This window comes from Microbulbifer hainanensis (genome assembly GCF_014904735.1).
Lineage (GTDB): Bacteria > Pseudomonadota > Gammaproteobacteria > Pseudomonadales > Cellvibrionaceae > Microbulbifer > Microbulbifer hainanensis.
This window is the reverse complement of the sequence record NZ_JACZCR010000020.1, coordinates 166,778-193,349: the sequence shown is the minus strand read 5'-3', so window position 1 is coordinate 193,349 and position 26,572 is coordinate 166,778. Positions and strand designations below refer to the sequence as shown.

General features: G+C 61.0%; 24 protein-coding genes. 13 read left to right on the top strand and 11 right to left on the bottom strand.

The genetic code is table 11. The annotated features are described in order from the left end of the window. Nucleotides 1–31 precede the first annotated feature (31 nt). The gene (gene glmS, locus IG168_RS07130; RefSeq protein WP_193163327.1) at nt 32–1,861 is read left to right on the top strand and encodes a glutamine--fructose-6-phosphate transaminase (isomerizing); all 1,830 of its coding nucleotides are present in this window, start codon (nt 32–34) and stop codon (nt 1,859–1,861) included. Between the two features lie 167 nt (nt 1,862–2,028). Here glmS and IG168_RS07125 read toward each other — a convergent pair whose 3' ends face one another. Next, complete coding sequence (locus IG168_RS07125; protein ID WP_193163325.1) at nt 2,029–2,613, bottom strand: CGNR zinc finger domain-containing protein; 585 nt, start codon at nt 2,611–2,613, stop codon at nt 2,029–2,031. 137 nt (nt 2,614–2,750) lie between these two features. Between IG168_RS07125 and IG168_RS07120 the strand changes: the two genes are divergently transcribed. Then, nucleotides 2,751–3,629, top strand: coding sequence for an alpha/beta fold hydrolase (locus tag IG168_RS07120; RefSeq protein WP_193163316.1), 879 nt, complete (start codon nt 2,751–2,753; stop codon nt 3,627–3,629). A gap of 100 nt (nt 3,630–3,729) precedes the next feature. After that, on the top strand, nt 3,730–4,302 hold the full coding sequence (locus IG168_RS07115) for a TMEM175 family protein (protein ID WP_193163314.1): 573 nt from the start codon (nt 3,730–3,732) through the stop codon (nt 4,300–4,302). A gap of 49 nt (nt 4,303–4,351) precedes the next feature. Here the strand turns inward: IG168_RS07115 and IG168_RS07110 are convergent, their stop codons facing one another. Both IG168_RS07110 and IG168_RS07105 read right to left on the bottom strand, forming a co-directional pair. Then, on the bottom strand, nt 4,352–5,077 hold the full coding sequence (locus IG168_RS07110) for an anti-sigma factor family protein (protein ID WP_193163312.1): 726 nt from the start codon (nt 5,075–5,077) through the stop codon (nt 4,352–4,354). Further along, nucleotides 5,074–5,598, bottom strand: a complete 525-nt coding sequence (locus tag IG168_RS07105; RefSeq protein ID WP_226876607.1) for an RNA polymerase sigma factor — start codon at nt 5,596–5,598, stop codon at nt 5,074–5,076. The genes IG168_RS07110 and IG168_RS07105 overlap by 4 nt, the downstream gene beginning before the upstream one ends. Before the next feature lie 105 nt (nt 5,599–5,703). Here IG168_RS07105 and IG168_RS07100 point away from each other — a divergent pair, with 105 nt between their 5' ends. From IG168_RS07100 to IG168_RS07085, 4 genes are all read left to right on the top strand, one after another. Then, nucleotides 5,704–6,735 (top strand): catalase family peroxidase, encoded by a 1,032-nt coding sequence (locus tag IG168_RS07100; RefSeq protein WP_193163310.1) that lies wholly within the window; start codon nt 5,704–5,706, stop codon nt 6,733–6,735. Then, entirely contained in the window at nt 6,732–7,271 is a 540-nt protein-coding gene (locus IG168_RS07095; RefSeq protein ID WP_193163308.1) for a cytochrome b, read from the top strand. Before IG168_RS07100 ends, IG168_RS07095 begins: the two co-directional genes overlap by 4 nt. A 105-nt stretch (nt 7,272–7,376) precedes the next feature. Further along, entirely contained in the window at nt 7,377–8,192 is an 816-nt protein-coding gene (locus IG168_RS07090) for a class II aldolase/adducin family protein (protein ID WP_193163306.1), read from the top strand. Nucleotides 8,193–8,372: 180 nt separating this feature from the next. After that, the gene (locus IG168_RS07085; RefSeq protein ID WP_193163304.1) at nt 8,373–10,013 is read left to right on the top strand and encodes a Na+/H+ antiporter; all 1,641 of its coding nucleotides are present in this window, start codon (nt 8,373–8,375) and stop codon (nt 10,011–10,013) included. Between the two features lie 57 nt (nt 10,014–10,070). Here IG168_RS07085 and IG168_RS07080 read toward each other — a convergent pair whose 3' ends face one another. The 3 genes from IG168_RS07080 to IG168_RS07070 form a co-directional block, all read right to left on the bottom strand. Next, nucleotides 10,071–11,921 (bottom strand): monovalent cation:proton antiporter-2 (CPA2) family protein, encoded by a 1,851-nt coding sequence (locus IG168_RS07080; protein WP_193163302.1) that lies wholly within the window; start codon nt 11,919–11,921, stop codon nt 10,071–10,073. A 66-nt stretch (nt 11,922–11,987) separates the two neighbouring features. Next, entirely contained in the window at nt 11,988–13,283 is a 1,296-nt protein-coding gene (locus tag IG168_RS07075; RefSeq protein WP_193163300.1) for a cation:proton antiporter, read from the bottom strand. Between the two features lie 60 nt (nt 13,284–13,343). Further along, complete coding sequence (locus IG168_RS07070) at nt 13,344–14,228, bottom strand: pirin family protein (RefSeq protein ID WP_193163298.1); 885 nt, start codon at nt 14,226–14,228, stop codon at nt 13,344–13,346. 166 nt (nt 14,229–14,394) lie between these two features. Here IG168_RS07070 and IG168_RS07065 point away from each other — a divergent pair, with 166 nt between their 5' ends. From IG168_RS07065 to gstA, 4 genes are all read left to right on the top strand, one after another. Next, complete coding sequence (locus tag IG168_RS07065) at nt 14,395–15,282, top strand: LysR family transcriptional regulator (RefSeq protein WP_193163296.1); 888 nt, start codon at nt 14,395–14,397, stop codon at nt 15,280–15,282. A 143-nt stretch (nt 15,283–15,425) separates the two neighbouring features. Beyond that, complete coding sequence (locus IG168_RS07060) at nt 15,426–15,836, top strand: DoxX family protein (RefSeq protein ID WP_193163294.1); 411 nt, start codon at nt 15,426–15,428, stop codon at nt 15,834–15,836. Between the two features lie 90 nt (nt 15,837–15,926). After that, on the top strand, nt 15,927–16,898 hold the full coding sequence (locus IG168_RS07055; RefSeq protein WP_193163292.1) for a glutathione S-transferase family protein: 972 nt from the start codon (nt 15,927–15,929) through the stop codon (nt 16,896–16,898). 127 nt (nt 16,899–17,025) lie between these two features. Next, nucleotides 17,026–17,631, top strand: a complete 606-nt coding sequence (gene gstA / locus IG168_RS07050; protein WP_193163290.1) for a glutathione transferase GstA — start codon at nt 17,026–17,028, stop codon at nt 17,629–17,631. Here gstA and IG168_RS07045 read toward each other — a convergent pair. Together IG168_RS07045 and hexR are read right to left on the bottom strand one after the other, a co-directional pair. Further along, nucleotides 17,628–18,887: a multidrug effflux MFS transporter gene (locus IG168_RS07045; protein ID WP_193163288.1), complete on the bottom strand. Its 1,260-nt coding sequence runs from the start codon at nt 18,885–18,887 to the stop codon at nt 17,628–17,630. The two genes, gstA and IG168_RS07045, sit on opposite strands and share 4 nt — an antisense overlap. 145 nt (nt 18,888–19,032) lie before the next feature. Beyond that, a complete protein-coding gene (gene hexR, locus IG168_RS07040; RefSeq protein WP_193163286.1) occupies nt 19,033–19,887 on the bottom strand; it encodes a transcriptional regulator HexR in 855 nt (284 codons plus the stop codon). 261 nt (nt 19,888–20,148) lie between these two features. On the opposite strand from hexR, the gene uvrD reads away from it, so the two are divergent. Beyond that, nucleotides 20,149–22,368 carry a DNA helicase II gene (gene uvrD, locus IG168_RS07035; RefSeq protein WP_193163284.1) on the top strand — a complete coding sequence of 740 codons (2,220 nt, stop codon included), beginning with the start codon at nt 20,149–20,151 and terminating at the stop codon, nt 22,366–22,368. Nucleotides 22,369–22,433: 65 nt separating this feature from the next. Further along, a complete protein-coding gene (locus IG168_RS07030) occupies nt 22,434–23,582 on the top strand; it encodes a TRAP transporter substrate-binding protein (protein ID WP_193163282.1) in 1,149 nt (382 codons plus the stop codon). Nucleotides 23,583–23,736: 154 nt separating this feature from the next. On the opposite strand, the gene IG168_RS07025 is transcribed toward IG168_RS07030, so the two are convergent. From IG168_RS07025 to IG168_RS07015, 3 genes are all read right to left on the bottom strand, one after another. Beyond that, a complete protein-coding gene (locus IG168_RS07025) occupies nt 23,737–24,147 on the bottom strand; it encodes a hypothetical protein (protein WP_193163280.1) in 411 nt (136 codons plus the stop codon). Nucleotides 24,148–24,149: 2 nt separating this feature from the next. Then, a complete protein-coding gene (locus IG168_RS07020) occupies nt 24,150–25,895 on the bottom strand; it encodes a hypothetical protein (RefSeq protein WP_193163277.1) in 1,746 nt (581 codons plus the stop codon). 221 nt (nt 25,896–26,116) lie between these two features. After that, entirely contained in the window at nt 26,117–26,506 is a 390-nt protein-coding gene (locus IG168_RS07015) for an acyl-CoA thioesterase (RefSeq protein WP_193163275.1), read from the bottom strand. Nucleotides 26,507–26,572: the final 66 nt, after the last annotated feature.

Genomic DNA, 26,572 nt, shown 5'->3' with positions numbered 1-26,572 from the left:
TGTGTTTTTTAGAGTGAACGAGGTTTAGAGCATGTGTGGAATTGTCGGCGCGCTGGCCCAGCGCAATGTCAGTGAAATCCTGCTGGAAGGTTTGCGGCGGCTCGAATACCGCGGCTACGACTCCGCAGGTGTCTGCCTAGTCGACGGCGACAGCCAACTGCAACTGCGCAAGAGTCGCGGCAAGGTGGCAGATCTGGAAGCGAAACTCGCCGAATCACCCGCTGGAGGCCGACTCGGCATTGCCCACACCCGCTGGGCGACCCATGGCGAGCCGTCGGACAGGAATTCCCATCCCCACGTGTCCGGCGACATAGCGCTGGTGCACAACGGCATCATCGAAAACTACCAGACCCTGCGCGCGGAGCTGCAGGGCAAAGGTTACGAATTCCTGTCGGATACCGACACCGAAGTGGTAGTACACCTGATTCATTCGCTCGCCGCCTCCGGGCTCAGCCTGGTCGAGGCGGTGACTGCGGCCACTGCACAATTGCACGGCGCATACGCCCTCGGTGTGATCAGTGCCCGTGAACCCGAAGTGATGGTATGCGCCCGATCCGGCAGCCCACTGGTGATCGGTGTGGGCATCGAGGAGAACTTTATCGCGTCGGACCCGATGGCCCTGCGCCAGGTTACTGACCGCTTTATTTTCCTCGAGGAAGGCGATATCGCCGAGATTACCGACGCGGGAATCGCCGTGCGCGACCACAGCGGTGCCGAGGTCAGCCGCCCGGTGCACAAGCTGGATGGCAGTCACGACGCCGCCGACAAAGGCCGCTACCGCCACTACATGCAGAAGGAAATCTTCGAGCAGCCGCAGGTGGTAGCCGCGACCATGGCTGGTCGAATCGGCGAATCTACGGTCTTGTCTGAAGCACTGGGTGCTCGGGCCCACGAAATACTGCCGGAAGTGCAGCAGGTACAGATCGTAGCCTGCGGCACCAGTTACCACGCTGGCCTGGTGGCGCGCTACTGGCTCGAGGACTGGGCCGGTATCCCCTGCTCCGTCGAGGTGGCCAGCGAGATCCGCTACCGCAAGACCGCGGTGCGGCCGGGCACTTTATTCGTGACCATCTCCCAGTCCGGCGAGACCGCCGACACCCTGGCGGCGCTGCGCCAGGCGAAGGAACTCGGCTATCTGGCGTCGATGACTATCTGCAACGTGCCCAACAGTTCCCTGGTACGTGAGTCGGAGCTGTCGCTGATGACCGAGGCGGGTCCGGAGATAGGCGTGGCTTCCACCAAGGCATTCACTACCCAACTGGTGGCGCTGCAGCTGTTCTGTATCGCCCTGGCCAAAGTTAACGGTCTGCCGGCGGAGCGCGAGGCTGAGCTGGTGCGCGCGCTGCACCAGTTACCGGACTTGATGGAACAGTTCACCGGTCTGGATACTCTGGTGCAGATCACCAGTGAGGCCTTTGCCGAAAAGCACCACGCGCTGTTCCTGGGCCGCGGCGTCGAGTACCCGATCGCCCTCGAAGGGGCGCTGAAACTGAAAGAAATCTCCTATATCCACGCGGAAGCCTACCCCGCCGGCGAGCTGAAACACGGCCCGCTGGCCCTGGTCGATGCGGATATGCCGGTGATCGTGGTGGCGCCCAACAACGAGCTGCTGGAAAAATTAAAATCCAACCTGCAGGAAGTTCGTGCCCGCGGGGGCGAGCTGTTTGTGTTCGCGAGCCCAAGGGCGGGCTTTGTCAGCGAGGCGGGCATCACGGTGGTGGAGGTGCCGGATGCGCCGGACAGCCTGGCGCCGATCCTGTACACGGTGCCGCTGCAGCTGCTCAGCTACCACGTGGCGCTTCTTAAGGGCACTGATGTGGACCAGCCGCGCAACCTGGCCAAGTCAGTGACCGTAGAATAATCGCTTGCCGTGGCGGCCGCGCGGACAGGGGGGAGAGCCTTCTTCCCCCTGAGTGTATTGCCGCCCGCCTTTCACTGGGTTATGCCTGATCCGGGCCTGGCCTGGTGCCCTCGCCCTTCAGGAGCCCTCGATACCGGGGTTCGATACGCCCGGTACCAAGATCACGGCTATTTCTGCTGTCGCCTAAATTTCGCCACTTTGGCCCGGTTACCGCACAACGCCATGCTGCACCAGCGGCGACGGTGCGCTTTGGTTCTGTCGTAAAACCACAGTGTGCAATCGGGATGCTCACAGACACGGATAAGATCAAAATTCCCTTCAACCAGCAGGCTGGCGACCAGTTCGGCCACCGGGCCCAGTAACTGTGCCGGCGTTTGCTGTCGATAAATTCGTTCCGTGCGCAGGCCACCGTCGTCCATTTGGCTAATCTGAATGTAGCTGGGTGATTGCGCCAAAAATCGGTTTAGGCCCTCGACGGATACCGGCTTTCCCGCCTTGCGGTTTTCAACCTGGAGTCGCAGTGCTTCCCGCAACGCACGCGCCTCTGTCAGTAAGGCACCACTCTCGAATTCGAGCGCCGCCGGAACCTGAACCAGTCCGGACAGCAGGAGCCACTGCCTGACATCTTCATCTGATTGCCAGAAGTCGTGAGTTTCACCATCGACGCTCGCCACGCTGTTGAGCAGGTCCAGGGCGCCATGGTCCGCGAGGAAATAGGGTTCAGGCCGCGAGGCCTGCTTGGACGCATTCAATTCAGATACCTCGTCAGGTGAAAACACAGTCGCATTGTAACCATTAAAATAAATATTGACTAGTTACAGTAAGAATGCATACTTTGCGTGACGGTAACCGTTAAATACTGTTTTTTAAAGTTACATGGAGCCCCGCGATGGCCGCCAACACCCACTTCCCTGTTCGCTACCAGTTTGCCGATGCCGATGGCGTCCGCGTCTTCTATCGTGAAGCCGGCGAAAGCAGCAATCCGACCTTGTTGCTGCTGCACGGCTTTCCCAGCTCTTCTCACCAGTTCCGCGAGCTAATCCCACTGCTGGCAGACAAGTTCCACATCATTGCGCCGGATTTTCCCGGTTTCGGCTTCACTGAGATCCCGGAGGAGCGCAAATATGTCTACAGCTTCGATGCGATAGGCAAGACCATTGTCGATTTTGTTGATGTGTTAGGCCTGAAAAGCTACGCAATGTACGTATTTGATTACGGTGCCCCTATCGGACTGCGCCTGGCCCTGGCCTATCCCGAGCGGGTGACCGGCCTTATCTCCCAAAACGGTAACGCCTACCTCGAAGGCCTGGGTGATGCCTGGGCGCCCATTCGAGCTTACTGGGACAACCCCGCCGAGAACCGCCAGGCCGTCAAGGACGCCATCCTGAGCCTGGAGGGCACCAAATGGCAGTATCTCCACGGCGTCAAAGATCCACTTAGCGTCGCCCCCGAGGCCTACCACCTGGACACCCTGCTGTTCGAGCGCCCCGGCAACGAAGACATCCAGCTCGACCTGTTCCTGGACTACGCAAATAACCTTGCGCTCTACCCCGACTTCCAGGCCTTCTTCCGGGAGACCCGCGCGCCGGTACTGGTGATCTGGGGCGAACACGACCCTTTCTTCATCCCCCCGGGTGCCGAGGCTTTCAAGCGCGACATCCCCAATGCGGTGGTGGAGCTTTTGGATACTGGCCACTTTGCCCTGGAAACCCATGTGGCTCACATCGCCAGGCGAATTCGCGAAGTGATTGGGGGAGAGAAAGCCTGATCGCGATTCTCTATTCCTCTAACTGGTCCCTGCGCGCCGGCTCTTGAGCCGGCGACGTTAGGACGTCGGAAAGCATACGAAGATTCTTAGTGCAGAAAATATGGCCAAGCCTCACAAAGCGTCCCCTTCGAGACTCAGTGGGTTTTCCGATGCCGTATTCGCCGTATTAATCACCGTATTGGTTTTGGACCTGCATCCACCGCAGCTTCCAACTTACAGTGCCTTCCTTGTCCACTGGCCCACATGGCTAAGCTACATAGTGAGCTATGTTTTTATTGCCATTGTCTGGACCAATCACCACTACCTCCTGCGCTATGCCACTGTCGCAAACGCCCGACTGTTGTGGTTCAACTTCGCGCATTTGTTTTCTGTGTCACTACTTCCTCTCGCCACCGCCTGGATGGCCGAGAGCAAATTGGCGCCGCAGCCCGTTTCCTTCTATGCAGCGGTTTTCTTCCTTGTAAATGCCACATACATCTGTTTGATCTGGGAGCTTATCGGCGAGAGGAATGTGTCGCTGAAGGTGCTCAGATCCATGCGGATCCGCTCGATTGTGACTTTATGCTTTTTCGGCATTGCCTCGATTGTCGCGCTGAAGTTTTCCGTGGTTGCCCTCGGAATGTGCATCTGCTGCCTGATCCTCTATCTGAAGCCCGCTCCGCTGGGAATGTAGGGGAAGGTATTCACCGGCCTTTCAGATTCCCTCCAAACGGCCGGCCGCATCAGGCACCGAACAGTTCCGGTCCCGGCACCAGCGGCGTATTGCTGCGGCTGACCAGTGCGTAGTTGAAGCGGCCGTCGGACCAGTAGCGCGCCATCAGGTCGCCGTCGTGGCGCTGGCCATTGGGCATCGACGGGCCCCCCGGCGACGGCGGGCGGATATAGAACAGCAGCGTCTGCCGGTTGCCATTGCGGTACAGCACCACCACCGCTGGACCGTCCTGGGTGGCCATCAGGCGCGCGTCTACCAGTTCCAGCCCATAGGTCTCCAGTGTCGGCGGTGGGCTGGCGCCCTCGAAATAGCGGTTGAACCAGTCGGCCAACTGCGCCTGGCTCGGCGGCGGCGTATCGGCCGTCGCCGCGAACAGTTTGTAGGCTTCGACCGCATCGGCCATCGGTGGGCTGGCGGCGGCGTAGAGACTGCCGCGGGCCTGCCAGCCGCCGGCGGCACCCAGCCCCAGTGCCAGAGCCAGGCCGGCGGCGAGGCCGAAGCGGTGCCGCTGGCGCGCCGCGCGGCGCCGGCGGATCGCCGGCGGCGTCAGCGCCGGGTTGGGTGGCTGCGGCGCGGTGTCCAGCGCGTGTTTCAAGGCGGCGCCGTCGGCGCGCCAGGCCTCCAGCGTGGCCGCAACGTCCGGGTGCTCTCGCAGGTAGGCTTCCACCTGCTGGTGTTCCGCAGTTGTCAGTTCGCCGTCCAGGTAGGCGTTCAGTTGTTCGTGGGTCGGTTTCATTTCATCACCTTCAGGTGCCGCGCGCGCTGCGGCTTCTCCATCAGCTGGCGGTAGGTCTGGCGGGCCCGGGACACCCGCGACATCACGGTGCCGACGGGGATACCCAGGGCCGCGCCAACCTCTTTGTAACGCATGCCCTCCACGGCGATCAGCAGCAGCACCGTGCGCTGGCTTTCCGGCAGCCGGTCGAAGACGCCGAGGGCGCTGCGCACTTCGTACTGCTGCTCAAGGCTGCCGGTCGCCGGCTCGTCGCTGGGGAGGAACCACTGCAGCAGCCGGCGGTGGCGGCTGCTGCGGCGCTGGTTGTCGACAAACTGGCGGTAGAGGATGGAGAACAGCCAGGTGCGGATGTCTCGATCCTCGTCGCGTCGCGCCCAGGCGACGATGGCCTTCTCCAGCGTCGTTTGCACCAGGTCGTCGGCATTGGCGGTGTGGCGGGTCAGCGTTGTGGCGAAACGGCGCAAGGCCGGGATCTCGGCCGCCAGTTCCTGTTCCAGATCGTTCACGGGTCTAGCACTCATCGTCAGAGTGGGTAAATACGCGCGAGCGGCGGCTTTATTCCCGCCGCGGGGAATAAAGCCGCCGTCCGCGCGTATTTATATTGCAATAACAATGGAGATGTTCCCATGACCCTATCCAAACAGCGCGCTCGCTGGCTGCTGGTGGCGCTGCCTGTGGTCGCCCTCGGCGCGGCCTTCGCCTATGTGGCGGGCGCCCTGGCACCCGACCGCCTGACGCCGACAACCTATGTGCGCCAACTCGAAGCCAACGCCGGGGTACATCCCGGCTACCGCCGCAACCACGCCAAGGGCCTCTGTGTCGACGGCTACTTCGACAGCAGCGGTGCCGCCGCCGCGCTGTCCAGCGCCGCGGTCTTTGCACCGGGTCGCACGCCGGTCGTCGGCCGCTTCTCGATCCCGGGGGGCAACCCCCTCGCCAGCGACGGCAAGGCGCTGGTGCGCTCGCTGGCGCTGCAGTTCACCGCCGACGATGGCCAGCAGTGGCGCATGGCGATGATCTCTTCACCGGTGTTCGTGGTGTCGAGGCCCGAGGCGTTTATCGAACTGCTGCGCGCCCAGGCTCCCACGGCCGCCAGCGGCAAGCCCGATCCGGCGCGGGTCAGTGCGTTTTTCGCGCAGCACCCGGAAACGGCAGCTTTTCGCGCCTGGGCCGGGTCGCACACGCCGTCCGACAGCTTCGCCAATACCCAATACAACAGCCTAAACAGTTTCTTTCTCATCAATGACCACGGCCGACGGCAGGCCGTGCGTTGGTCCTTCGTGCCACAGACGCCCTTTGCACCGGGCGCCGCGGACGCCGGCGACGACTTCCTGTTTGACGACATCGCCGCCCGCCTGGCACAGGGGCCGCTGCGTTGGCAGCTGGTGCTGCAACTGGCCCGACCGGGGGATCCCGTCGACGACGCCACCCACGCCTGGCCCGCCTCGAATCCGCACATAGGCGCCGGCACCCTGGTGCTGACCGGCGGCGCGCCGCGGGCCGAGGGCGCCTGCCGCGATATCAATTTTGATCCACTGATAGTGCCGCAGGGGGTGGTGCCATCCGCCGATCCGCTGCTGGCGGCGCGTTCGGCGGTTTACGCGCGCTCATTCGACAAGCGCATCGGCGAACAGGCACAAGCGGAGGGGCAACAATGAAAACCCACTTTCACTGGAGCCTGCGCCTGCTGCACTGGTTGATGGCGCTGGCGGTGCTGGCGATGCTGTTTATCGGTGCCGGCATGGTCAGTTCGGTATCGGCGCGCCACCTGTGGCTGGTCGATCTGCACAAACCCCTCGGCGTCGCCATCCTGGTATTGGCCGTGCTGCGGCTTTCACTGCGACTGGCCACCGGCGCGCCACCGCTGCCGGGGGAACTGCCGAAAGCGGCGCAACTGGCCGCCAAAGTGTCCCATCTGCTGCTATATGGGCTGTTGTTGGCACTGCCGTTGGTAGGTTGGGCGATGCTGTCGGCGGGCGGATACCCGGTGTCCCTCGGCGGCGGTTGGCAGCTGCCGCCTTTGCTGGCGCAGTCGGATCACTGGTATGCACTGCTGCGCCCGGCGCACCGCTGGCTCGCCTATGGCCTGTTGGTGCTGATCCTCGGTCATATGGCGGCGGCGCTGGTGCACAGGCTAGTCCGCCGCGACGGCGTGCTGGCAAGCATGACCTGGCAGCGCCGCCCGTCGCGCTGACGCAAGGGGCGCCTGCGGCTATTCACATTGGCGCCCCCTCTCGCTCAAAAGTCGATCAACGTGCTATAACCAGCGCTCGGCTAAAAAATGATGAGAGGGCCGGGCATGACAACAACAGAAAAAACCAGACCTGCGCAGGACATTAATTCCGCCGTCATGAACGGCGACGTGAATGTACTGCTGGGGGACAGCACCCAGCCGCTGGAGGAGGTGCGCGACGAGCGCAAACGCAAGCTCACCGCCACTTTCCGCCTATTCGGCAAATTCGGTTTCGACGAAGGGGTGGCCGGCCACGTCACTGTGCGCGATCCGGAGCTGGAGGACCATTTCTGGGTCAACCCGATGGGCGTGTCGTTCCGCCAGATCAAAATGTCGGACCTGCTGCTAGTCGACCACCGCGGGGAAGTCGTCGAGGGGGACGGTTACCTGAACGGTGCGGCCTTCACCATCCACTCCCATATCCACCGCATGCGCCCGGATGTCGTCGCGGCCGCCCATGCGCACTCGCTTTACGGCAAGGCCTGGTCGTCACTCGGCCGTTTGCTGGACCCGATCACTCAGGATGCCTGCGCCTTCTTCGGCGATCACGGCCTGCTCGACACCTTTTCCGGCGTGGTGCTGGAAATGGGGGAAGGCGAGGCGCTGGCCCAGGCACTGGGCAACAAGAAGGCGCTGATCCTGCAGAACCACGGCCTGCTCACCGTGGGCAAGTCGATCGATGAGGCGGCCTGGTGGTATATCACCATGGAGCGCAGCTGCCAGGCACAGTTGCTCGCCGAGGCGGCCGGGCAACCGAAACTGATCGAGCCGGAAGTGGCGATCCGTACCAGGGCCGTGGTCGGTACTGAGCTCGCGGGACTATTCAGTTTCCAGCCGCTATATAACGTGATCTGCGCCGAACAGCCGGAGATGTTTGACTAAACGGGGCCGCGCCCTGCCCCGGTTTGTCAGCGCCGACTTACTCTATACTCGCTGTAAATCCGCCGCTCTACAGCGAGATTCCCTTGCCGCCTTGCCCTATCCGCACACTCTGCTGCGATTACATTAGATCCGGCCTCAGCCCCGCGGCGGTGCCATAGTGGGCGGGTGAGGCGGCGCGCGATGCATTATGTTGTCCTCTCGCTGGTTCTGCTGCTGGCTGTCGCGCTCAGCGGCATGGTTTGCCGGTTGTTGCCCCTGCGCCTGCCATTGCCACTGGTGCAGATAGCGATCGGCGCCCTGCTCGGCGGCCCGCTTGGCGTCGAGATACCCCTGGACCCGCAGATTTTCTTTCTGCTGTTTATTCCCCCGCTACTGTTCCTGGATGGATGGCGTATCCCCAAGGGCGCTTTTGTGCGGGACTTGCGGCCTATATTGATTCTCGCGGTAGGACTGGTGATTTTCACCGTGATTGGCGTGGGCTACTTCGTGCACTGGCTGTTGCCGGCGATGCCCGCGGCAGTGGCCTTTGCTGTGGCGGCGATCCTGGCACCGACAGACCCGGTGGCGGTAGCCGCAGTGCGCGGCGACGCACCGATGCCGCCGCGGCTGAAACATGTGCTCGAGGGGGAGGCGCTGCTGAACGATGCTTCCGGACTCGCCTGCTTCCGTTTCGCGGTTTTGGCGGTGGTCACGGGCAGTTTCTCCCTGTCGCAGACGGCGCTCGGTTTTGTCTGGCTGGCGGCGGCCGGTGTTGTGATCGGTACCGGTGTCGGTTTCGCCTGCGGCTATCTGCTGCGCTGGGTCGGCCGCGTCGGCAGTGAGGATTCGGGGGTGCAGGTGTTGGTCAGCCTGCTGGTGCCCTTTGCCGCCTATCTGGCGGCGGAGCCTCTGGGAGCCTCCGGTATTCTGGCGGCCGCTTCTGCCGGTATCGCCACCCAGTACGTCAATCTACACGGTCCGGAGCTGTCCGAGACGCGGATGCAGAGGGCTGCAGTGTGGAAAACCGTGCAGGATGTACTCAACGGCATCATTTTTGTGTTGCTCGGAGAGCAGCTGGTACGCGTATTCCGCGCGGATCTGGTGGCGGCGCGCCACAGTATCGTCGCCAGCGACTGGACGCTGTTGCTGTACATCCTCGCGATCGCTGCGGTACTGCTGGCCCTGCGCTTTGTGTGGGTGTCGGCGACCATGCACCTGTCCCACGTGCGTCGGGATGTTAAGGATTTGCGGACCCGGCTATTGCTGATGACAACCGCGTCGGTGGCCGGCGTCCGTGGTGCCGTCACCATGGCGGGGGTGTTGTCGCTGCCGCTGCTGCTGCCTGGTGGAGCGCCCTTCCCCGCGCGGCACCTGGCTATCGTTATCGCGATGGGTGTCATTCTCGTTTCGCTGTTGCTGGCCAGCATTGCGCTGCCACGGCTGGTGCGCAGCCTGCCGCCGATGCCCCACCTCGCCGACATCGGCGACGAGCGCAGTGCCCGTGTGGCGGCGGCGCAGGCGGCAGTGCAGCGGCTGGAAGAGCTGCTCGGGGAGCTGGAGCAGCGCCTCGACAGTGAGAGGGAAGAGAACGAGATTGCGCTCGATGCGGCGGGCTTCGTACTCCAGCTTTATTACCGCCGACTGGCGGGCGATGGCAGTGTGGATGACGAACGGATCTGGGTGCTGGCCCGGGCGGAGCGCGACTACCAGTTGGCGGCTCTGGCCGCCGAGCGCGAAAAACTGTTCCACCTGCGTTTCGAGCGGCAGATCGACGATGAACTGCACCGCAAACTACTGCTGGAGGTCGACTTGCTCGAGGCCAGTTTGTGCACCCGGGATTAGTTTCCGGTCGGGGCATCTCTGCAAGCCGGAGGCATCACCGAATTATTCAGAGGCGCCCTAGAGCCCCGGTTTGCTGGAATCCTCCCAGTAGTGATCCAGGTGCAGGTCCTTGTCGCGCCGGTCCTCGCGCAGGGCCTGCAGCAGCTGTTCGCGGTAGATCTTGGTCTGGGCGATGTGGGTGGATTCGTCGCGCCAGTAGGGGAACAGCGACTCCAGCATGCGCTGGTCGTGCTGCTTGAACTTGCGCGCCGCGCGCCGCGCCTGCAGCGGGCTCAGGCCCAGCAACTCCAGTGCCCGCTCGCCGATGGATATGGCTGAATCCACAGTCTCGCGGAAGATGTGTTTGACCCCCGCCTCCATCAGCGCGTAGTGGTGCATGCGGTTGCGCGCCCGGGCCAGAATCTCCAGGTGCGGAAAGTGTCGCTGCAGTTGCGCGACAATTTCCAGCGACTTGGCCTGGTCGCTCAGGGTCAGTATCACCAGACGCGCGCTATCGGCCCCGGCGGCGTGTAGCAGGTCCTCGCGGGAAGCGTCACCGTAATATGCCTTGATGCCGTAACGGCGGACCATTTCCAGCTGGTCGGCGCTGTGTTCCAGCAGTGTTGTGTCAAAACCACAGGCATTGAGCAGGCGCCCGGCAATCTGGCCGAAGCGCCCGTAGCCGATGATGATTACCGGTGAGCCGCTGTCCACCGGTGGCTCCTCGTCGGCGACCCGGGCGGCGTCTGAGCCGCGCATGTAGCGCGGCAGGATAAAGCGCTCGTAGATCAGCAGCAGGATTGGGGTCATCGCCATCGACAGCGCGATCAGCGCCGTCAGCAGATTGCCGCTGGTGCTGTCGAGTACCCGGTGCTGCATCGCAAACGACACCAGCACGAAACCGAATTCCCCCGCCTGCGCCAGCGACAGCGCAAACAGCCAGTCCTCGCCGCGGGACATGCCGGTAAACCGCGCCAGGGCAAACAGCAGCAGGAACTTAGTGACCACCAATAGCAGAACCAGCGCCAGCAGCAACAGAGGGTACTCGGCGATCAGCTGGAAATTGAGGCTGGCGCCAACGGCGATGAAAAACAGCCCCAGCAGCAGGCCCTTGAAGGGTTCGATATCCGCCTCCAGTTCGTGGCGGAATTCGCTCTCGGCCAGGATCACACCGGCGAGGAAGGTACCGAGGGCCGGCGACAATTCGAGCCAGCTCATGGTCGCCGCGGCCGCCATCACGATGAGCAGCGCAGTGGCAGTGAACATTTCGCGCAGCTGGCTGCCCGCCACCAGCCGCAGCAACGGCCCCAACAGGTAGCGCCCGGCGGCGACGAAGGCAACGATGGTGCCGATCAACGCGAGCGCGTAGCGCCAGCCTTCAAGCCCCCCCTCTTCCGCTGGTGCGGCACCGCCGGCGAGCAGGGGTAACAGCGCCAGGATCGGAATCACCGCGATATCCTGGAACAACAGTACGGCGAAGGCACCGCGGCCGCCCTCGGTCTTGAGCAGGCCTTTCTCGCTCAGAGACTGCAGCACGATGGCAGTGGAAGACAGGGCGAGGATCAGGCCGACGGCAACGGCACTGCGCCAGTTCTCTTCATAAAGCAGTATTGCCAGCGCGGCCACGGTGGCCGCGGTGACCAGCAGCTGGGCGCCGCCGGTACCGAAAATCGCACCGCGCATCTGCCACAGCTTGCGCGGCTGCAGTTCGAGGCCGATCAGGAACAGCATCAGCGCCACGCCAAATTCGGCGATGTGCATTTCGTCGCTGGCGTCACCGACCAGACCCAGCGCGAAGGGGCCGATCGCCATGCCGGCGAGCAGGTAGCCGAGTACGGAACCCAGGCCGAGGCGTGTGGCCAGGGGGACAGAAATAACTGCGGCGGTCAGGTAGATCACCGCCTGCAGCAGAAAGCCGCTTTCTTCCATGAGTCTGTTCTTGTGTGGTTGCAACGGGTGCGGGGCTTCCGTCCGGCCGCCGCCAGTGGCCCTGCCCTAGTCGCCGGCGGCTTCGGGCAGCTGCTCCGGCTCGGCGAACTCGCGGCTGCGCCGGATCAGCGGGGCGATGGTGGAACCCTGCACTACGATGGAGAAGACTACCACGCCGTAGGTCATCACCACCCACAGATGGCGGATGTCCTGTCCTTGCACCATCGCGTGGCCGGCGGGGATCGACATTGCCAGCGCCAGCGCCAGGCCGCCGCGCAGGCCGCCCCAGATCAGGATGCGTTCGGTATAGGGATGGTATTTGCGGAAGCGCTTGAGGACGGTGAATGGCACGGTGACGGCCACCACCCGGCTCAGCAATACAATGACGATTGCGGCAACGAGCAACACGTAATCGAACAGCTGGAAGTCGATGGTGATCAGGAACAGGCCGACCAGCAGGAACAGCAGGCCGTTGAGGAAGTCCTCGGTGATGTTCCAGAAGTGGTCCAGCTCGTGCTGACTGACGCGGGAAAAACCCGTTTCGCGGGTGAAGTTGCCGATAATGATGCCGCTGACCACCATAGCCAGCGCGCCGGAGACGCCGAGCAGATTGGCCAGGGAGAAACCGGCGGTGGGAATCACCAGAGTCAGCAGCAGCTCCAGGCTGTGGTCATCGGTGCAGCCGATCAGCCAGTGGAACAGGCCGCCGATGGCGAGTCCCAAAATTATGCCGCCCACGGCGTCCACCAGGAACAGTTCGGTTACCGACGGCAGTGTCGGCGCCGCGCCCTCAAACGCCAGTGCGAAGATCACGGTGAATACGACGATGCCGAAGCCGTCGTTGAACAGGGATTCCCCCTCCACCTGGATCGACACCTGCTCCGGTGCCTTTAGGCTTTTGATGATCGCCAGCACCGCGATGGGATCCGTCGGGGAGATGAGTGCGCCGAACAGCAGGCAGTAGACGAAACCCACCGGCAGGCCGACAAACTGCAGGAACCAGTACAGCAGTGCGCCCACCACGAAGGTGGAAATCAGCGTACCCAATACCGCCAGCAGGGTGATCTCGATGCGCTGGTTGCGCAGCATCAGCAGGTCAATGTGCAGGCTGCCGGCAAACAGCAGGAAGCCCAGCATGCCTTTCAGCAGCAGGTTCTGGAGATCCAGCAGCGGCAGCAGCTGGTCGGCCCAGCCGCGCAGCGACACTATCCCCAGCTTGCCAAGGCCGATGACCAGCAGCGACAGCGCCAGCGCACCGGCGGTAATAGCGATGGTGGCCTGGGCGCGAAGGACGTATTGATTGAGAAAACCGAGAAACACCGACACCGCGGCGAGAAAACAAAAGGTGTAATAAACTTCCATGCCGCGCGGCGCCCTCACAGATCGGGAGTGATACGGAAGGGGCGCGCGCAGCGCCCCGGATTAGTCGTCGGTGAGTGTGCCGTTATTGTAGTCGCGCAGCGCCTGATCGATTTCTTCGCGGCTGTTCATGACGAAGGGGCCGTAGTGGGCAATGGGTTCGCGCAGAGGCAGGCCATGTAGGCACAACAAGCCTGCTCCCGAGTGGTCGGCGCGCAATTGTAACGTTTCGCCAGCACCATACAACAGCATATTGCCGCGGGGGATGTGGCCGCGCTCGGTCACCAGCGCGCCGCTGTAGACGAACACCATCACGCTGTGTGCCTCCGGCAGCGGCAGTAACACTTCTGCATCTGCCGCCAGGCGGATATCCGCCACCGCCGCTTCCGCCGCGGCGTCCGTCAGCGGTGCACTTTTCTTTTCGCCGGCAACAGTCCATTCGCCAGCGATCAGCCGGGCCAGTGAGCCGGCGTCATCCAGTGGCACTTCCGGCATCTCCGCCGCCTGAATATCGCGCCAGGTGGGTTTGTCCATCTTGTTGGCCGCGGCCATGTTGATCCACAGCTGGAAACCGTGCATGCCGCCAGCGGTGCCGTCCTGCGCCTGCGCCGGCATTTCCGAGTGAATGATGCCGCGCCCGGCGCGCATCCACTGGGCCCCGCCGGATGAGACGGCGCCGCGATTGCCCAGGTGATCCCGATGCTCGAACTCGCCGTTCAGCATATAAGTGAGGGTTTCGATACCGCGGTGCGGGTGCGGCGGGAAACCGGCGATATAGTCGTCCGCATTTTCCGAGCGGATCTCGTCGAGCATCAGGAAAGGGCTGAAGTCCTGGCTCTGGAATCCGGCTACGCGCTGGATCTTGACGCCGGCGCCGTCGGAAGAGGCCTGGCTGGCGATACCGCGTACTACGGGGCGGGCGCCGGGTTTGAGTTCGAATGCTGACATATTCACCTCCCAGTGTGATGATGTCGGCAGTATAGACCGATGATTTCGATAAAAAATGGCAAATATTCGCTGCTTATATTCGAATTCATAGACTAGTTGGGCTATATACAGTTCGCACGGCGAGCGGATATCTCGAACGGTCGATAACAATGCAAAAGGAGTGCTGATGGCCAAGGTAACCCTGGAACAGTGGCGTATGTTCCAGTCTGTGGTCGAACACGGCGGTTTTTCCCAGGCTGCGCAGGCGGTGCACAAGAGCCAGTCGTCCATCAATCACGCGGTACACAAACTGCAGGAAAGTCTCGGCGTGGCACTGCTGGAAGTGCGTGGACGCAAGGCCGAGCTCACTGACGCCGGGCGCATACTGCTGGCACGGGCCGGCGGACTCCTGGACGAGGCAGAAGCGTTGGAATCGGTGGCGGCCAGTCTCTCCAGCGGCGAGGAAGCGGTGTTGACCCTGGCCGTGGATGTGCTGTTCGATTACGAGTGCCTGTTCAACGCCATCGAGCGCTGCGCTGCAGAGTTTCCGCACACACGTATCGAGTTGCGCGAAACCGTATTGTCCGGCGCCGAGGAACTGCTGCAGGCGCAACAGGCCGATTTCATTCTAAGTACTCTGGTGCCCCAGGGTTTTGTCGGTGAGCCGATCGCCCGTGTGCGTTTCCTGCCGGTGGCGCACCCGCAGCATCCGCTGCACCACCTCGGGCGGGCAGTGACACGTGAAGACCTGAAAAGCTGTCGGCAGATCGTCGTGCGTGATTCCGCACACAGGAATCGCCAGGATGCAGGCTGGCTCGGTTCGGACCAGCGCATTACCGTCACCAATGTGCAAACGTCGGTAGAGCTGATCGAGCGGGGACTCGGATTTGCCTGGCTGCCGCAAACCCGCATCCGCGAGTCGCTGTCCGCCGACCAGCTGCTGCCCCTGTCGACCGAGGAGCCCTGGGAGCGCGATGTCACCGTCTACCTGGTGTACGCCGATATCGATCGCTGCGGTCCGGCGGCGAATCTGCTGATCGGTGCCCTGCGCGACTGTCTCGGGCCGCTGGAGTGAGCTTGCAGTGGTCTCTCGCGACAAATATTGAAAAATTCGAAAGTTACTGGCGATATTTTGCGGTTTTCACAGTAAATAATAGAACTACACTGAACGCAGTTTCACTATCACTGATCGATTGATCTCACAAAGAGGGTTCAGAAATGAATTCAGGAACGAATACTGCAATAACCTGCGATCTCGCAAAACTGCTCGGCCGCGTGCTGATGGCGTACATGTTTATCACCGCCGGCTGGGGCAAGATCGGTGGCTACGAGGCCACCCAGGGCTATATGGAGGCTATGGGCGTGCCCGGCGGGCTGCTGCCGCTGGTGATCCTGGCGGAACTGGGCGGCGGCCTGGCCATACTGTTCGGTTTCCTGACCCGCTGGGTGGCGCTGGGACTGGCGATCTTCTCGCTGCTGACGGCTTGGCTGTTCCACTACCATCCCGGCGACCAGGCGCAGATGATCAACTTCATGAAGAACGTGACCATCGCCGGTGGTTTCATCTACGTCGCCTGCGCCGGTGCCGGCCGCTTCAGCATCGACCACCTCTTCCGCCGCAATCGTTGAGATTGCCCCCAGGGCGCGGCCACCACGGCGGCCGCGCCCACTCAATACTCCCGATATATCCAATATTCCCCGAATCAACGAGGAGGCCCCATGGGTTTACTGGTCAACGGCCAGTGGCAGGACCGCTGGTATGACACTGACAAGAGCGAAGGTGAGTTTGTGCGCGAGGCCGCGCAACTGCGCAACTGGATCACTGCCGACGGCAGCGCCGGACCCAGCGGCGAGGGCGGCTTTGCTGCGGAGAAAGACCGCTATCACCTGTATGTGTCGCTGGCCTGCCCCTGGGCGCACCGCACGCTGATTTTCCGCAAACTGAAAGGGCTCGACGATTACATCGATGTGTCCGTAGTGAGTCCTTACATGCGCGAGCACGGATGGACTTTCGACACCGACGCGGGCTCGAGCGGCGATCATCTCTACAACAGCGATTTCCTCTACCAGCTGTACACGAAAAACCGCGCCAACTACAGCGGCCGCGTCACCGTGCCACTGCTGTGGGACAAGCAGCGCCAGTGCGTGGTAAGCAACGAATCGTCGGAAATCATCCGCATGTTCAACAGCGCCTTCAATGGCCTGACAGGAAACGACGACGACTACTACCCGGCTGACCTGCGCGGTGATATCGATGCTACCAACGACATCGTCTACGAAAATGTGAATAATGGCGTCTATCGTGCAGGGTTTGCGACGACAGAAGAGGCTTACGAGCACGCCTATGACCGACTGTTCAGCACTCTCGATCAGCTGGAGCAACGCCTCGGTCGCAACCGCTACCTGACCGGCGACCGCATCACCGAGGCGGACTGGCGCCTGTTTACGACGTTGATCCGCTTCGATGCCGTTTATCACGGTCACTTCAAATGCAACAAACAACGCCTGGCGGACTACCCGAACCTGTGGGGATTCACCCGCGAGTTGTACCAGTGGCCCGGTATCGCCGCCACGGTGGATTTCTACCATATCAAGACCCACTACTACGCCAGCCACGACACCATCAATCCCACCGGTATCGTGCCGAAAGGGCCGGAACTGGACTACTCGGCACCGCATAACCGCGGTTGACGCGTCCTACCCGGTTCTCGAGCAGCCCTGGCAGCAGGTATGGGGCTTTCGGTTCCGGCGCGGCACTTCCGCGACCGGGCCGCACCTATACTGCAGGGAGTCCGTTTGTCACTGCGCGAGGCTCCCGATGAAACTTTTTTACGCCCCCGGCGCCTGCTCCCTATCACCGCATATCGTCGCCTGCGAGGCAGGTATCGAACTGGAGCTGGCCAAGGTGAATCTGCGCGAGCACAAGCTGGAAAGCGGCGCCGATTACGCCGAGATCAACCCCAAAGGGTGTGTGCCGGCGCTGCAGCTGGAGGGGGGCGAGATACTGACCGAGGGGCCGGCCATTGTGCAGTTCCTCGCCGAACAGAAACCGGATGCGAATCTGGCGCCTGAGTACGGCAGTCTCGACCACTACCGGCTGCTGGAGTGGCTGAATTACCTTTCGTCCGAGGTACACAAGGCGTTCGGGCCGCTGTTCGGCAGCGGCCCGGATGACGAGAAAGCCCGGGCAAAGCAGATCATCGCCAAGCGCTTCGACTTCATCGAGAAACATCTGCTGCATGACTACCTGCTCGGCGACGATTTCAGTGTTGCCGACGCCTACCTCTATACCCTCGCCAGCTGGCTCGGCAACCACGGGATCGACGCCGACGCGTGGCCAAGGCTCGGCGCCTTCCAGAAACGGATGGAAGCGCGACCGGGCGTGCAGAAAGCCCTGCGCGAAGAGGGTCTGCTGAAGGGCTAGCGCGGCACGTAGCGCTTTGCCGCCGGCATCTCGACCTCGATAGGATCCCGTGCGCGGGCAATGAACAGCGCCGACAGCAGTGCCACCAGTGCGCAGCAGAGCATGGCGGCGGCGATCGGCGTCAGGGTGTCGGTGTGCAGCGTATTCACCAGCCCACCGAGCACGCCGCCGGCGATGAACAGCGTGGCGCCATAGAGCGCATTGGCACTGCCACTGATGCGCGGGAAGAATTCCAGGTAGCAGGCCGCGGCATTGGGGCCGGTAATGCCGATGCTGGCCATCACCATTACCAGCGGTGTCATCCACAGCCACAGGGTTTTCCCTTCGGGCAGTGTGCCCAGCAGCAACAGGCTGCAGCCCACCAGTTGCAGTGATATGCCCGCCAGCAGGATACGCCGCGGCTCAAAGCGCTTCAGCAGGCGGATATTGAGCTGCACCATACAGATCAGGCCGAGCACACAGGCGCCAAAAAACAGCGGAAAACGGCTCGCCGGTACGCCGAAATACTGCATAAAAACGAACGGTGCGGTGGTGATATAGATAAACATCGAACCGCTGATACAGGCCTGCGCGAGCAGGAATCCCAGCGCCCGTCGCTGGCCCAGCACCTGTTTGTAGCTGCGCAGCAGATCCCGCTTGGGCCCGCGCTGGCGACGCGCGCGGGAAAAGCGCGACACTGTCTCCGGCAGCAGCATCCGCACCAGCACCAGCATCGCGGTGGCGTACGACAGCAGGAAAATGAAAATGCTCTGCCAGCCGGCCGTAGTCAGCAGCGCCGAGCCGATGACCGGCGCGATCAGCGGCGCCACCAGCATCATGGTGCTGATCAGGGAAATGATCCGCGCCGCTTCGCGCCCGCTGTACAGGTCACGCACAATCGCCGCACAGATCACCGTGGCGAAACCGCCGCCGATGGCCTGGCACAGGCGCAGCGCAATCAGGTGATCCACATGGCTGGCAAACAGGATCAGCAGCGAGCTGCCGATATAGATCGACAGGCCGATGGTGCCGACGGTGCGCCGGCCCCAGCGATCCGATAGCGGCCCGCCGAGCAGCTGGCCGATGGCGAAACCGAGCAGGAAACTGGACACCGAGTGCTGCACCCGCGCCACTTCGGTATCCAGCGCCGCGGCCATCGCTGGAATCGCCGGCAGATAGCTGTCGATCGAAAACGGCGTTAGCGCCACCAGTGCGGCGAGCCACAGGGCGAGCCAGCGCGGTGGGGTCTTGTCGACAGCGAGGGAACTGGGGCTCATAAATCGGCTCAGGTACAGCGGAACGGAATATCGAGAGAGATGGCCGGCTGACCGTCAGGGATCAACCGCCAGAGGCGCGCCATGGTAATGGCGCGCCTGGGGGGATGCCAGCGGCATCAGTAGAAAATGTAGCGGGAAGAGCGCTTCAGTGCTTGTCTTCCTTGAGCGTGTAGAGGCCCTGCTTGAGCTTCAGCAGGTGTTCCTGCAGTTGCGGCCCCTTGCGCTGGGAGACGCCGATGGCGAGTACGTCGATCACCACCAGGTGGGCGATGCGCGACGACAGCGGCGTGTAGATTTCGATGTCCTCTTCCACGTCCACTTCCAGCGGGATAGTGGCCTGCTGCGTCACCGGCGAACCACTGGGGCCGAGGGCAATCACGGTGGCGCCCTGCTGTTTGGCCATTTCCATCGAACGCAGCAGGGCCTTGGTGCGGCCACTCTGGGAGATCGCCACGACGATATCGCCGGGCTCCATGCTCATGGCGGACATGTTCTGCATGTGGTGGTCGGAGTGGGCGGCAGTGGCCAGCTGCAGGCGGAAGAACTTGTGCTGGGCGTCGGCGGCCACGGCACCGGAGGCACCGAAACCGAAGAACTCCACCCGTTTGGCGTTGGCTATCGCCGTTACCGCCGCTTCCAGTGCACGGGCGTCGATCTTGTCGCGCACGTTCAGCAGCGTATCGACGGTGGAGTCGAACACCTTGCGCTTGTATTCGGCAATGGTATCCGTCTCGGTCACGGCAATCTGGCCGAAGCTGGGGCTGGAGGCCAGCTGCTGCGCGAGGTTCAGCTTGAATTCCTGGAAACCGGAGCAGCCCACGGCGCGGCAGAAACGTACCACCGTCGGTTCGCTGACCTGTGCCTCGGTGGCCAGGTCGACAATGCGCATATGAATGATTTCATTCGGGTTGGCGAGGATGTATTCGGCCACCTTGCGCTCGGATTTGCGCATGGAGGACAGCTGCTCACTGATTTTCTGCGTGACTTCCGCCGGCTTCACGGGACTTCCTTCTCATTTCCGGAACCGCAGTTTAGCGGTTGCTAACCCCGCTGGCGAGCGACTTTGCCGCGCTGCTGGCGAGCCCCGGGCGGTCGTGCCGCCGGGGACCGTCCGCGCAACAGCCTCATCGGCAATCGTTTCCCAGACGGTCCCCAGCAGCACGACCTTCGCGTCTGGGATGGAGGCAACATGTGCCGGAGTGGTGCAAAAACCTGTTTATTTACACAGGTGGTGGACGCTAGCTCTGGTACAATCGCCGCCATGGACGTATCTCAAATTCTAGACCCCCTCAACGACGCCCAGCGCGAGGCGGTGGCTGCGCCGCCGTGCAATCAGCTGGTGCTGGCCGGTGCCGGTTCCGGCAAAACTCGCGTACTGGTGCACCGCATCGCCTGGTTGATGCAGGTGGAGGGTGCCTCGCCCTACTCCATCCTCGCCGTGACCTTCACCAACAAGGCCGCCAAGGAGATGCGCGCGCGTATCGAGGAGCTGCTGGGGGTGAATACCTTCGGCATGTGGGTGGGCACCTTTCACGGCCTCGCCCACCGGTTGTTGAAAGCCCACTGGCAGGAAGCGAAGCTGCCGCAGAACTTCCAGATCCTCGACAGCGATGACCAGCTGCGCCTGATCAAGCGGGTGCAGAACGATCTGCAGTTGGATGACAAGAAATGGCCACCGAGGGAGACCCAGTGGTGGATCGGGGCACAAAAAGACGAGGGCCTGCGCCCGCAGTACATCAATGCCGGCGCCGATCCCTGGCTGCAGACGATGGTGCGCATCTACTTCGCCTACGAGGAGGCCTGCCAGCGCGGCGGCTTGGTCGATTTCGGCGAGCTGCTGCTGCGTGCCCACGAGCTGTTGCTGAACAACGACGCGGTGCTGGCGCACTACCGCCGCCGCTTCCCGTTCATCCTCGTGGACGAATTCCAGGACACCAACACGATCCAGTACGCCTGGCTGCGCCTGCTCGCCGGCGACCAGTGCAATATCACCGCCGTTGGCGACGACGACCAGTCCATCTACGGCTGGCGCGGCGCCAGGATCGAGAATATCCAGCACTTTGAGCGCGATATGCACGACGTGCAGACTGTGCGCCTGGAGCAGAACTACCGCTCCACCAGCACCATCCTCAAAGCTGCCAACGCAGTGATCGAACATAATGCCGGGCGCCTGGGCAAGGAGCTGTGGACCGAGGGTGAGGAAGGCGAGCCGATTGCCCTCTACGCCGCCTACAACGAACAGGATGAAGCGCGCTTTATTGTCGAGCGGATCCAGGACTGGGTGCGCGACGGCAACCGCCGCGACAGCATCGCGATCCTCTACCGCTCCAACGCCCAGTCGCGGGTTCTCGAAGAAGGCCTGCTGCGCGAACAAGTGCCCTACCGCATCTACGGCGGCCAGCGCTTCTATGAAAGACTCGAGATCAAGAACGCGCTCTCCTACATGCGCCTGATCAGCAACCGTGACGATGACACAGCCTACGAGCGGGTCGTCAATACGCCCACCCGCGGAATCGGCGCGCGCACCGTCGAGATGGTGCGCTCTTACGCCCGCGAGCAGGGCTGCTCCCTGTGGCGGGCGTCGCAGCTGATGTTGCAGCAGCGGGTGCTGGCGGCCCGCGCCGGCAATGCGTTGCAGTCGTTCCTCGATCTGGTCAACCAGCTCGCCGCCAATGCCGAAGACAAGCTGTTGGATGCCATCGCCGAGGACGTGATCGAAACCAGCGGCCTGCTGGACTTCCACGGCAAGGAGAAAGGCGAGAAAGGCCAGACCCGCGTGGAGAACCTGCAGGAACTGGTCAGTGCCTGCCGCGCCTTCGACGGCGTGCCGGTGCCGGTTGTCGAGGGCGATGAGGAAGTGGAGGAGCCACCGCTGCTGGACCAGTTCCTCGACAGCGCCGCGCTGGACGCCGGCGAGGGCCAGGCGGATGAATTCGAGGACGCGGTGCAGCTGATGACACTGCACTCTGCCAAAGGCCTGGAATTCCCGCTGGTGTTTATGGCCGGTGTGGAGGAAAACCTGTTCCCGCACAAGATGTCCGCGCAGGAGCCGGGCCGCATGGAGGAGGAGCGCCGCCTCTGTTACGTGGGCATCACCCGCGCGATGCAGAAGCTGTATATCACCTATGCGGAAAACCGCCGCCTGTTCGGCACGGAAACCTATAACAGCCCGTCGCGGTTTATCAGTGAGATTCCGCCCAACCTGGTGCACGAGGTGCGGCTCAAGACCGAGATCTCGCGGCCGCTATTCCAGCCTGACTACGGTAAAGTCGGTAGCCTGGGGCAGTTTTCCGATCCGGCACCGGATTTCGACGATCTGCCGCCGCTGGCGCTGGGTGGCCGCGTGGATCATCCGAAATTCGGTGAGGGCACCGTGGTACAGTTTGAGGGCAGCGGCCCACGGGCGCGGGTTCAGGTCAATTTCGATGACGCCGGCAGCAAGTGGCTGGTGGTGGCGATGGCCAAGCTGCAGCCCCTCTGAACCATAGTTTCGTCCTGCTCCGGACTGACTAATCAACAAGACAGCAACAAAAATAAAAAAACGCGATGAAAAAAATAAACTGGTATCCGCCGGTCATTCTCGGCCTGCTCGCCCTGCTGGTGATCACCTTCGGTGCCCTGGTCGTTTCCACATCATCCAAAGGGCCGACGCAGCACTTCGCCAAGGGCAGCGATCAGGAAACGTTCGAGTGGAAACTCGTCACCACCTGGCCGAAAAACTTTCCCGGGCTCGGCAGTGCGCCGGAGCGCTTCGCGAAAAAAGTGGCGGCCATGTCCGACGGGCGTCTGAAGATCAAAGTCTACGGTGCCGGTGAGCTGGTGCCGGCCATGGGCGTGTTCGGGGCCGTGTCCGATGGCGCAGCGCAGATGGGCCACGGTGCGGCCTATTACTGGAAAGGCAAGATCCCCGCGGCCCAGTTCTTCACCGCCGTACCCTTCGGCCTCAACGCCCAGGAAATGAACGGCTGGCTGCACTACGGCGGCGGCATGGAGCTGTGGCGCGAACTCTACGAGCCCTTCGACCTGATTCCGATGGCCGGAGGGTCCACCGGTGTGCAGATGGCGGGCTGGTTCAACAAGGAAATCAACTCCGTCAACGACCTCAAGGGACTGAAGATGCGCATCCCCGGTCTCGGCGGCGAAGTGCTGAACCGCGCCGGCGGCACCGCGGTGACCATTCCCGGCGGAGAGCTGTACACCGCGCTGCAGACCGGCGTGATCGATGCGACCGAGTGGGTCGGTCCCTACAATGACCTCGCCTTCGGCTTCTACCAGATCGCCAAGTATTACTACTATCCCGGCTGGCATGAGCCGGGCTCAATCCTCGAATTTATCGTCAACAAGACCGCGTTCGAAAAGCTGCCGCCGGATTTGCAGGCAATCGTGCGCACCGCCGCCCGCGACGCCAACCAGGATATGCTCGACGAGTACACCGCGCGCAACAACCGCGCCCTGCAGGAGCTGGTGGACAAACACGGCGTGCAATTGCGTCGCCTGCCCGATGATGTGATCGTCTACCTGAAAAAGATCAATAACCAGATCATGGAAGAGACCGCCGCAGAAGATCCGCAGTTTGCGCGGGTCTACAAGGCGTACAAGGAATTCGAGTCGCAGGTGGTTCCGTATCACCGCATCAGCGAGGAGGCCTATTACCAGGCGCGCGAGCTGGGGGATGGTGACGCTGTGGCTGATTAATAACTGCCGGAAGCAAAAACACAAGGTAGTGTTTAGAATTGTTTGTTATTTTTTACTTCTATTAAAAATGACACTCGATTCTGAGCACCATCTTATTGATTTCAATGGTCTCTCAAAGTTTATTTAATTGTTCTGTGACAGGAGGTGGAAAAAGTCAATAAATTGTCAGGCAATCAACTAGATATGGCGCGTGCGTCTTTTCTTCGCCTTTTGGATTTAGAACTGTAATATTCCCTCCGTTTATCGCGCTGATCTTCCCGTCGATCAATATAGCTATCACTCTGCCATTTATTTTATGTTCAAATTTAATCTCTGTAATATCATCTCTAAAGCTGTAATAGTTAGAATAATTGCCCAACTCTCTAATAATATCATCAATTGGCAATTGTTTTTTCAGGTTCAAATTAAATTGATTTTCTCCAGAGTTCACCCTTATGCAAAGAATGTTAGAAAAAGTATTATTATCGACATGATATCTCAAAGAATTTTTTCCGATTTTATCGGCCTTGAACTCCGATAGGTCAAGGCCTTCAAAATTTGAAATCACATCTTTCGTTGTGGTCATGGTTATTCTACTATTTTTGGTGAGCTTAGATTTAGGTTTGGATTGAACAGCTGCGATTCTCCGCCGGGGAATATTTTCCCAGAATCATTCCAGTCTTCGATGTTTGCTGCTCTGGATTGCAATATTTTAGCATCCTCCAATACTTCTAACTCTATCATTTCCCTTCCGTCAACATCAAAACCTAACTTAGAAACGTCAACTGATCTATTGCTATAGAAATAGCTGCCAACTTTGGGTTCCCCTGTCTTTCTATCGAGATAAGAATATTGATATAGTTTATCGCCTTTTTTTATCTCAATGACTTCTACATCCTGGTCAAAATCAATACCCCTAAGATGACTATCGTAGTCCTTATATCCAACGGACTCATAAAAATCATCAGCGTCTTTAAATTTTGAGGCCTTCTCATTATCCCAATGTTTTGAGGCTGCCCGAATATTTTCAGGGTTTGTTTGTAATGAATTTGAGGAGGGCTCTTTGCGATTTTTTATTTCGGTAATAACCCCCTTTCTGGTTGGGCTATATTTGGTTTTTACACTACCTTCAATATCTTCTACAGGAAGGCCGTCGAAGGATGGTTTTGCTGTGCTATTTACTTTGGTCCCATTGCGCCGCAATCGCCGCTGAATTTTCTTTGTCTGCTCAGCAAACTCCATCAACAAATCGCCCACCTTGCGAAACTTGGCAAAGTGCCGGGCCTGGCCGGCGGCGCTCGCTGCGAGGCCGGTACCCGCGGTGACTGCCGTCAGTAGGATGGTGAACAGAACTTCAAAGGCCGCTGCGCCGGAAAACTCCGTAATCTCTATGGGGTGCTGGGCTTTGACGTAATCCTTAACGAATTGCCTGATGTCGACCTGCAGGGCCGGGTCATCCCAGATAAAGTCGGCCATTTCCGTGGCCCGGTGGAATTGTTCCCGGGTAATTGCAGTGGGGTCGAAGCCCAGTACTTGCACCAGTTCGCGCTTTTCCGCTGCCAGCACTTCATCTTCTAGCGCTGCGAGCAGGTCTTCTCCGGTTTCGCTGTTGCGCTGCAGAGCCCGGAAGCTTGAATGTATGCCACGCAAACTGCGTTGCAGGGGGTTGGTAACGTCGTTGACTTCCTTGAGCCATTGGGCGAAGTCTGTTCCGGCGTTCCACAGGCCGGTGAGGAAAGCACCTCCGTAGATCAAGGCGCGGGTGGTCGGTGTTTCACCGCTGAGCAGTGTCGAGTGGCGTGCGGTTTCTGCCTTCTCCTGGACTACAATGGCGGACAGTGCCTGGCGGATCTTAACCCGCAGTATTCCGCGATTGTCCTCTTCGGGGCTAGGTGGCTGCTCTTCCTTGTGGGCGGCAACCTTAGTGAATCTCAGGTCGCCATGGTAGATGGCATCGAGGATGATCGCCCATCTGCCCGGAAAGGTTCCTACCGGGGAATGCAGGTTCAATTCCGTCTCGCGTGCCGACCGCCAGTTTTTGCCCAGGCGCCTTTCGAGCTGCTGGTAGAGATCAGTATTTTGAAAGTGGAATATTTCGCGTTCGGCAGTGAAAAGCTGTTCGGCATCGATCCGCTCCAGGGCCTGTACAGCTTGCTGGAATTCGATGGCATCTATGGGCTGGAGTCTGTGGCCCAATGAGAGCAAATAGCGATTGCCCTGATTATCCGTAAGGCTAGAAAAAGACATATCCGTGTCTGATTTTGATTGTGTAGGCGGTGTGATCGTATCGCGATACTTTCCGGAGTCAAAGCCGCCGATGCCCAGTTGGGCCACGGCTGGCATTAATAACAGAAAAGAGCGGGCACTAGGCAGTGCACCCGGTCCGGCATGCGTCGGATAACATGGTGGCGGTCAAATTTTTTCGAATAAATAAGCCCGAGCAGATGCGATAGCATCAAATGCATCTGCGGCTGGCCGGAGCGGTATAGATCGGCCGGTGCGCAGCGAGTCAGCGGGTTGCCCCGCTGCGCGCTCAATCGCCAATGTCGGTGAGACTAAGGCAGTGGCCGCGTATTGCCGCGGTCATCGATGGCCACGAACACGAACTCGCCCTCGGTGACTTTTACCTGCTCGCCGGAGTCCACCCGGGTCAGCCAGACTTCCACCATGGTGCGGATGGAAGAGCGCCCCACTTCGGTGGCCTCGGCGTAACAGCTGACGGTGGAACCCACGGGTACCGGGCGCAGGAAAACCATGCTGCCGACGGCGACGGTGGTGACGCGCCCGCGGGCAATGCCCTGGGCCAGAATGGCACCGGCCACATCCATCTGCGACATCAACCAGCCGGCAAACACGTCTCCCTGGGGATTGGTGTCGCGGGGCATCGTCTGCGTCTGCAGCGTCAGGGTGCCAGAGGGTTGTGGTTCTTCATCAAGTGCGGACATCAACTGCTCACGAATTGTTAGATTTATTGGGTGCGATTTGCGGGTGGCGCATTCTAGCACAGGTTG

Coding starts and splice junctions, on each gene's coding strand:
- IG168_RS07015 (WP_193163275.1), bottom strand. CDS start 26,506: ATGTCCGCACTTGATGAAGAACCACAACCCTCTGGCACCCTGACGCTG.
- IG168_RS07055 (WP_193163292.1), top strand. CDS start 15,927: ATGGGTTTACTGGTCAACGGCCAGTGGCAGGACCGCTGGTATGACACT.
- IG168_RS07025 (WP_193163280.1), bottom strand. CDS start 24,147: ATGACCACAACGAAAGATGTGATTTCAAATTTTGAAGGCCTTGACCTA.
- IG168_RS07080 (WP_193163302.1), bottom strand. CDS start 11,921: ATGGAAGAAAGCGGCTTTCTGCTGCAGGCGGTGATCTACCTGACCGCC.
- gstA (WP_193163290.1), top strand. CDS start 17,026: ATGAAACTTTTTTACGCCCCCGGCGCCTGCTCCCTATCACCGCATATC.
- IG168_RS07085 (WP_193163304.1), top strand. CDS start 8,373: ATGCATTATGTTGTCCTCTCGCTGGTTCTGCTGCTGGCTGTCGCGCTC.
- IG168_RS07095 (WP_193163308.1), top strand. CDS start 6,732: ATGAAAACCCACTTTCACTGGAGCCTGCGCCTGCTGCACTGGTTGATG.
- IG168_RS07110 (WP_193163312.1), bottom strand. CDS start 5,077: ATGAAACCGACCCACGAACAACTGAACGCCTACCTGGACGGCGAACTG.
- IG168_RS07100 (WP_193163310.1), top strand. CDS start 5,704: ATGACCCTATCCAAACAGCGCGCTCGCTGGCTGCTGGTGGCGCTGCCT.
- uvrD (WP_193163284.1), top strand. CDS start 20,149: ATGGACGTATCTCAAATTCTAGACCCCCTCAACGACGCCCAGCGCGAG.
- IG168_RS07045 (WP_193163288.1), bottom strand. CDS start 18,887: ATGAGCCCCAGTTCCCTCGCTGTCGACAAGACCCCACCGCGCTGGCTC.
- IG168_RS07070 (WP_193163298.1), bottom strand. CDS start 14,228: ATGTCAGCATTCGAACTCAAACCCGGCGCCCGCCCCGTAGTACGCGGT.
- IG168_RS07120 (WP_193163316.1), top strand. CDS start 2,751: ATGGCCGCCAACACCCACTTCCCTGTTCGCTACCAGTTTGCCGATGCC.
- IG168_RS07065 (WP_193163296.1), top strand. CDS start 14,395: ATGGCCAAGGTAACCCTGGAACAGTGGCGTATGTTCCAGTCTGTGGTC.
- IG168_RS07090 (WP_193163306.1), top strand. CDS start 7,377: ATGACAACAACAGAAAAAACCAGACCTGCGCAGGACATTAATTCCGCC.
- IG168_RS07105 (WP_226876607.1), bottom strand. CDS start 5,598: ATGAGTGCTAGACCCGTGAACGATCTGGAACAGGAACTGGCGGCCGAG.
- IG168_RS07075 (WP_193163300.1), bottom strand. CDS start 13,283: ATGGAAGTTTATTACACCTTTTGTTTTCTCGCCGCGGTGTCGGTGTTT.
- glmS (WP_193163327.1), top strand. CDS start 32: ATGTGTGGAATTGTCGGCGCGCTGGCCCAGCGCAATGTCAGTGAAATC.
- IG168_RS07030 (WP_193163282.1), top strand. CDS start 22,434: ATGAAAAAAATAAACTGGTATCCGCCGGTCATTCTCGGCCTGCTCGCC.
- IG168_RS07115 (WP_193163314.1), top strand. CDS start 3,730: ATGGCCAAGCCTCACAAAGCGTCCCCTTCGAGACTCAGTGGGTTTTCC.
- IG168_RS07060 (WP_193163294.1), top strand. CDS start 15,426: ATGAATTCAGGAACGAATACTGCAATAACCTGCGATCTCGCAAAACTG.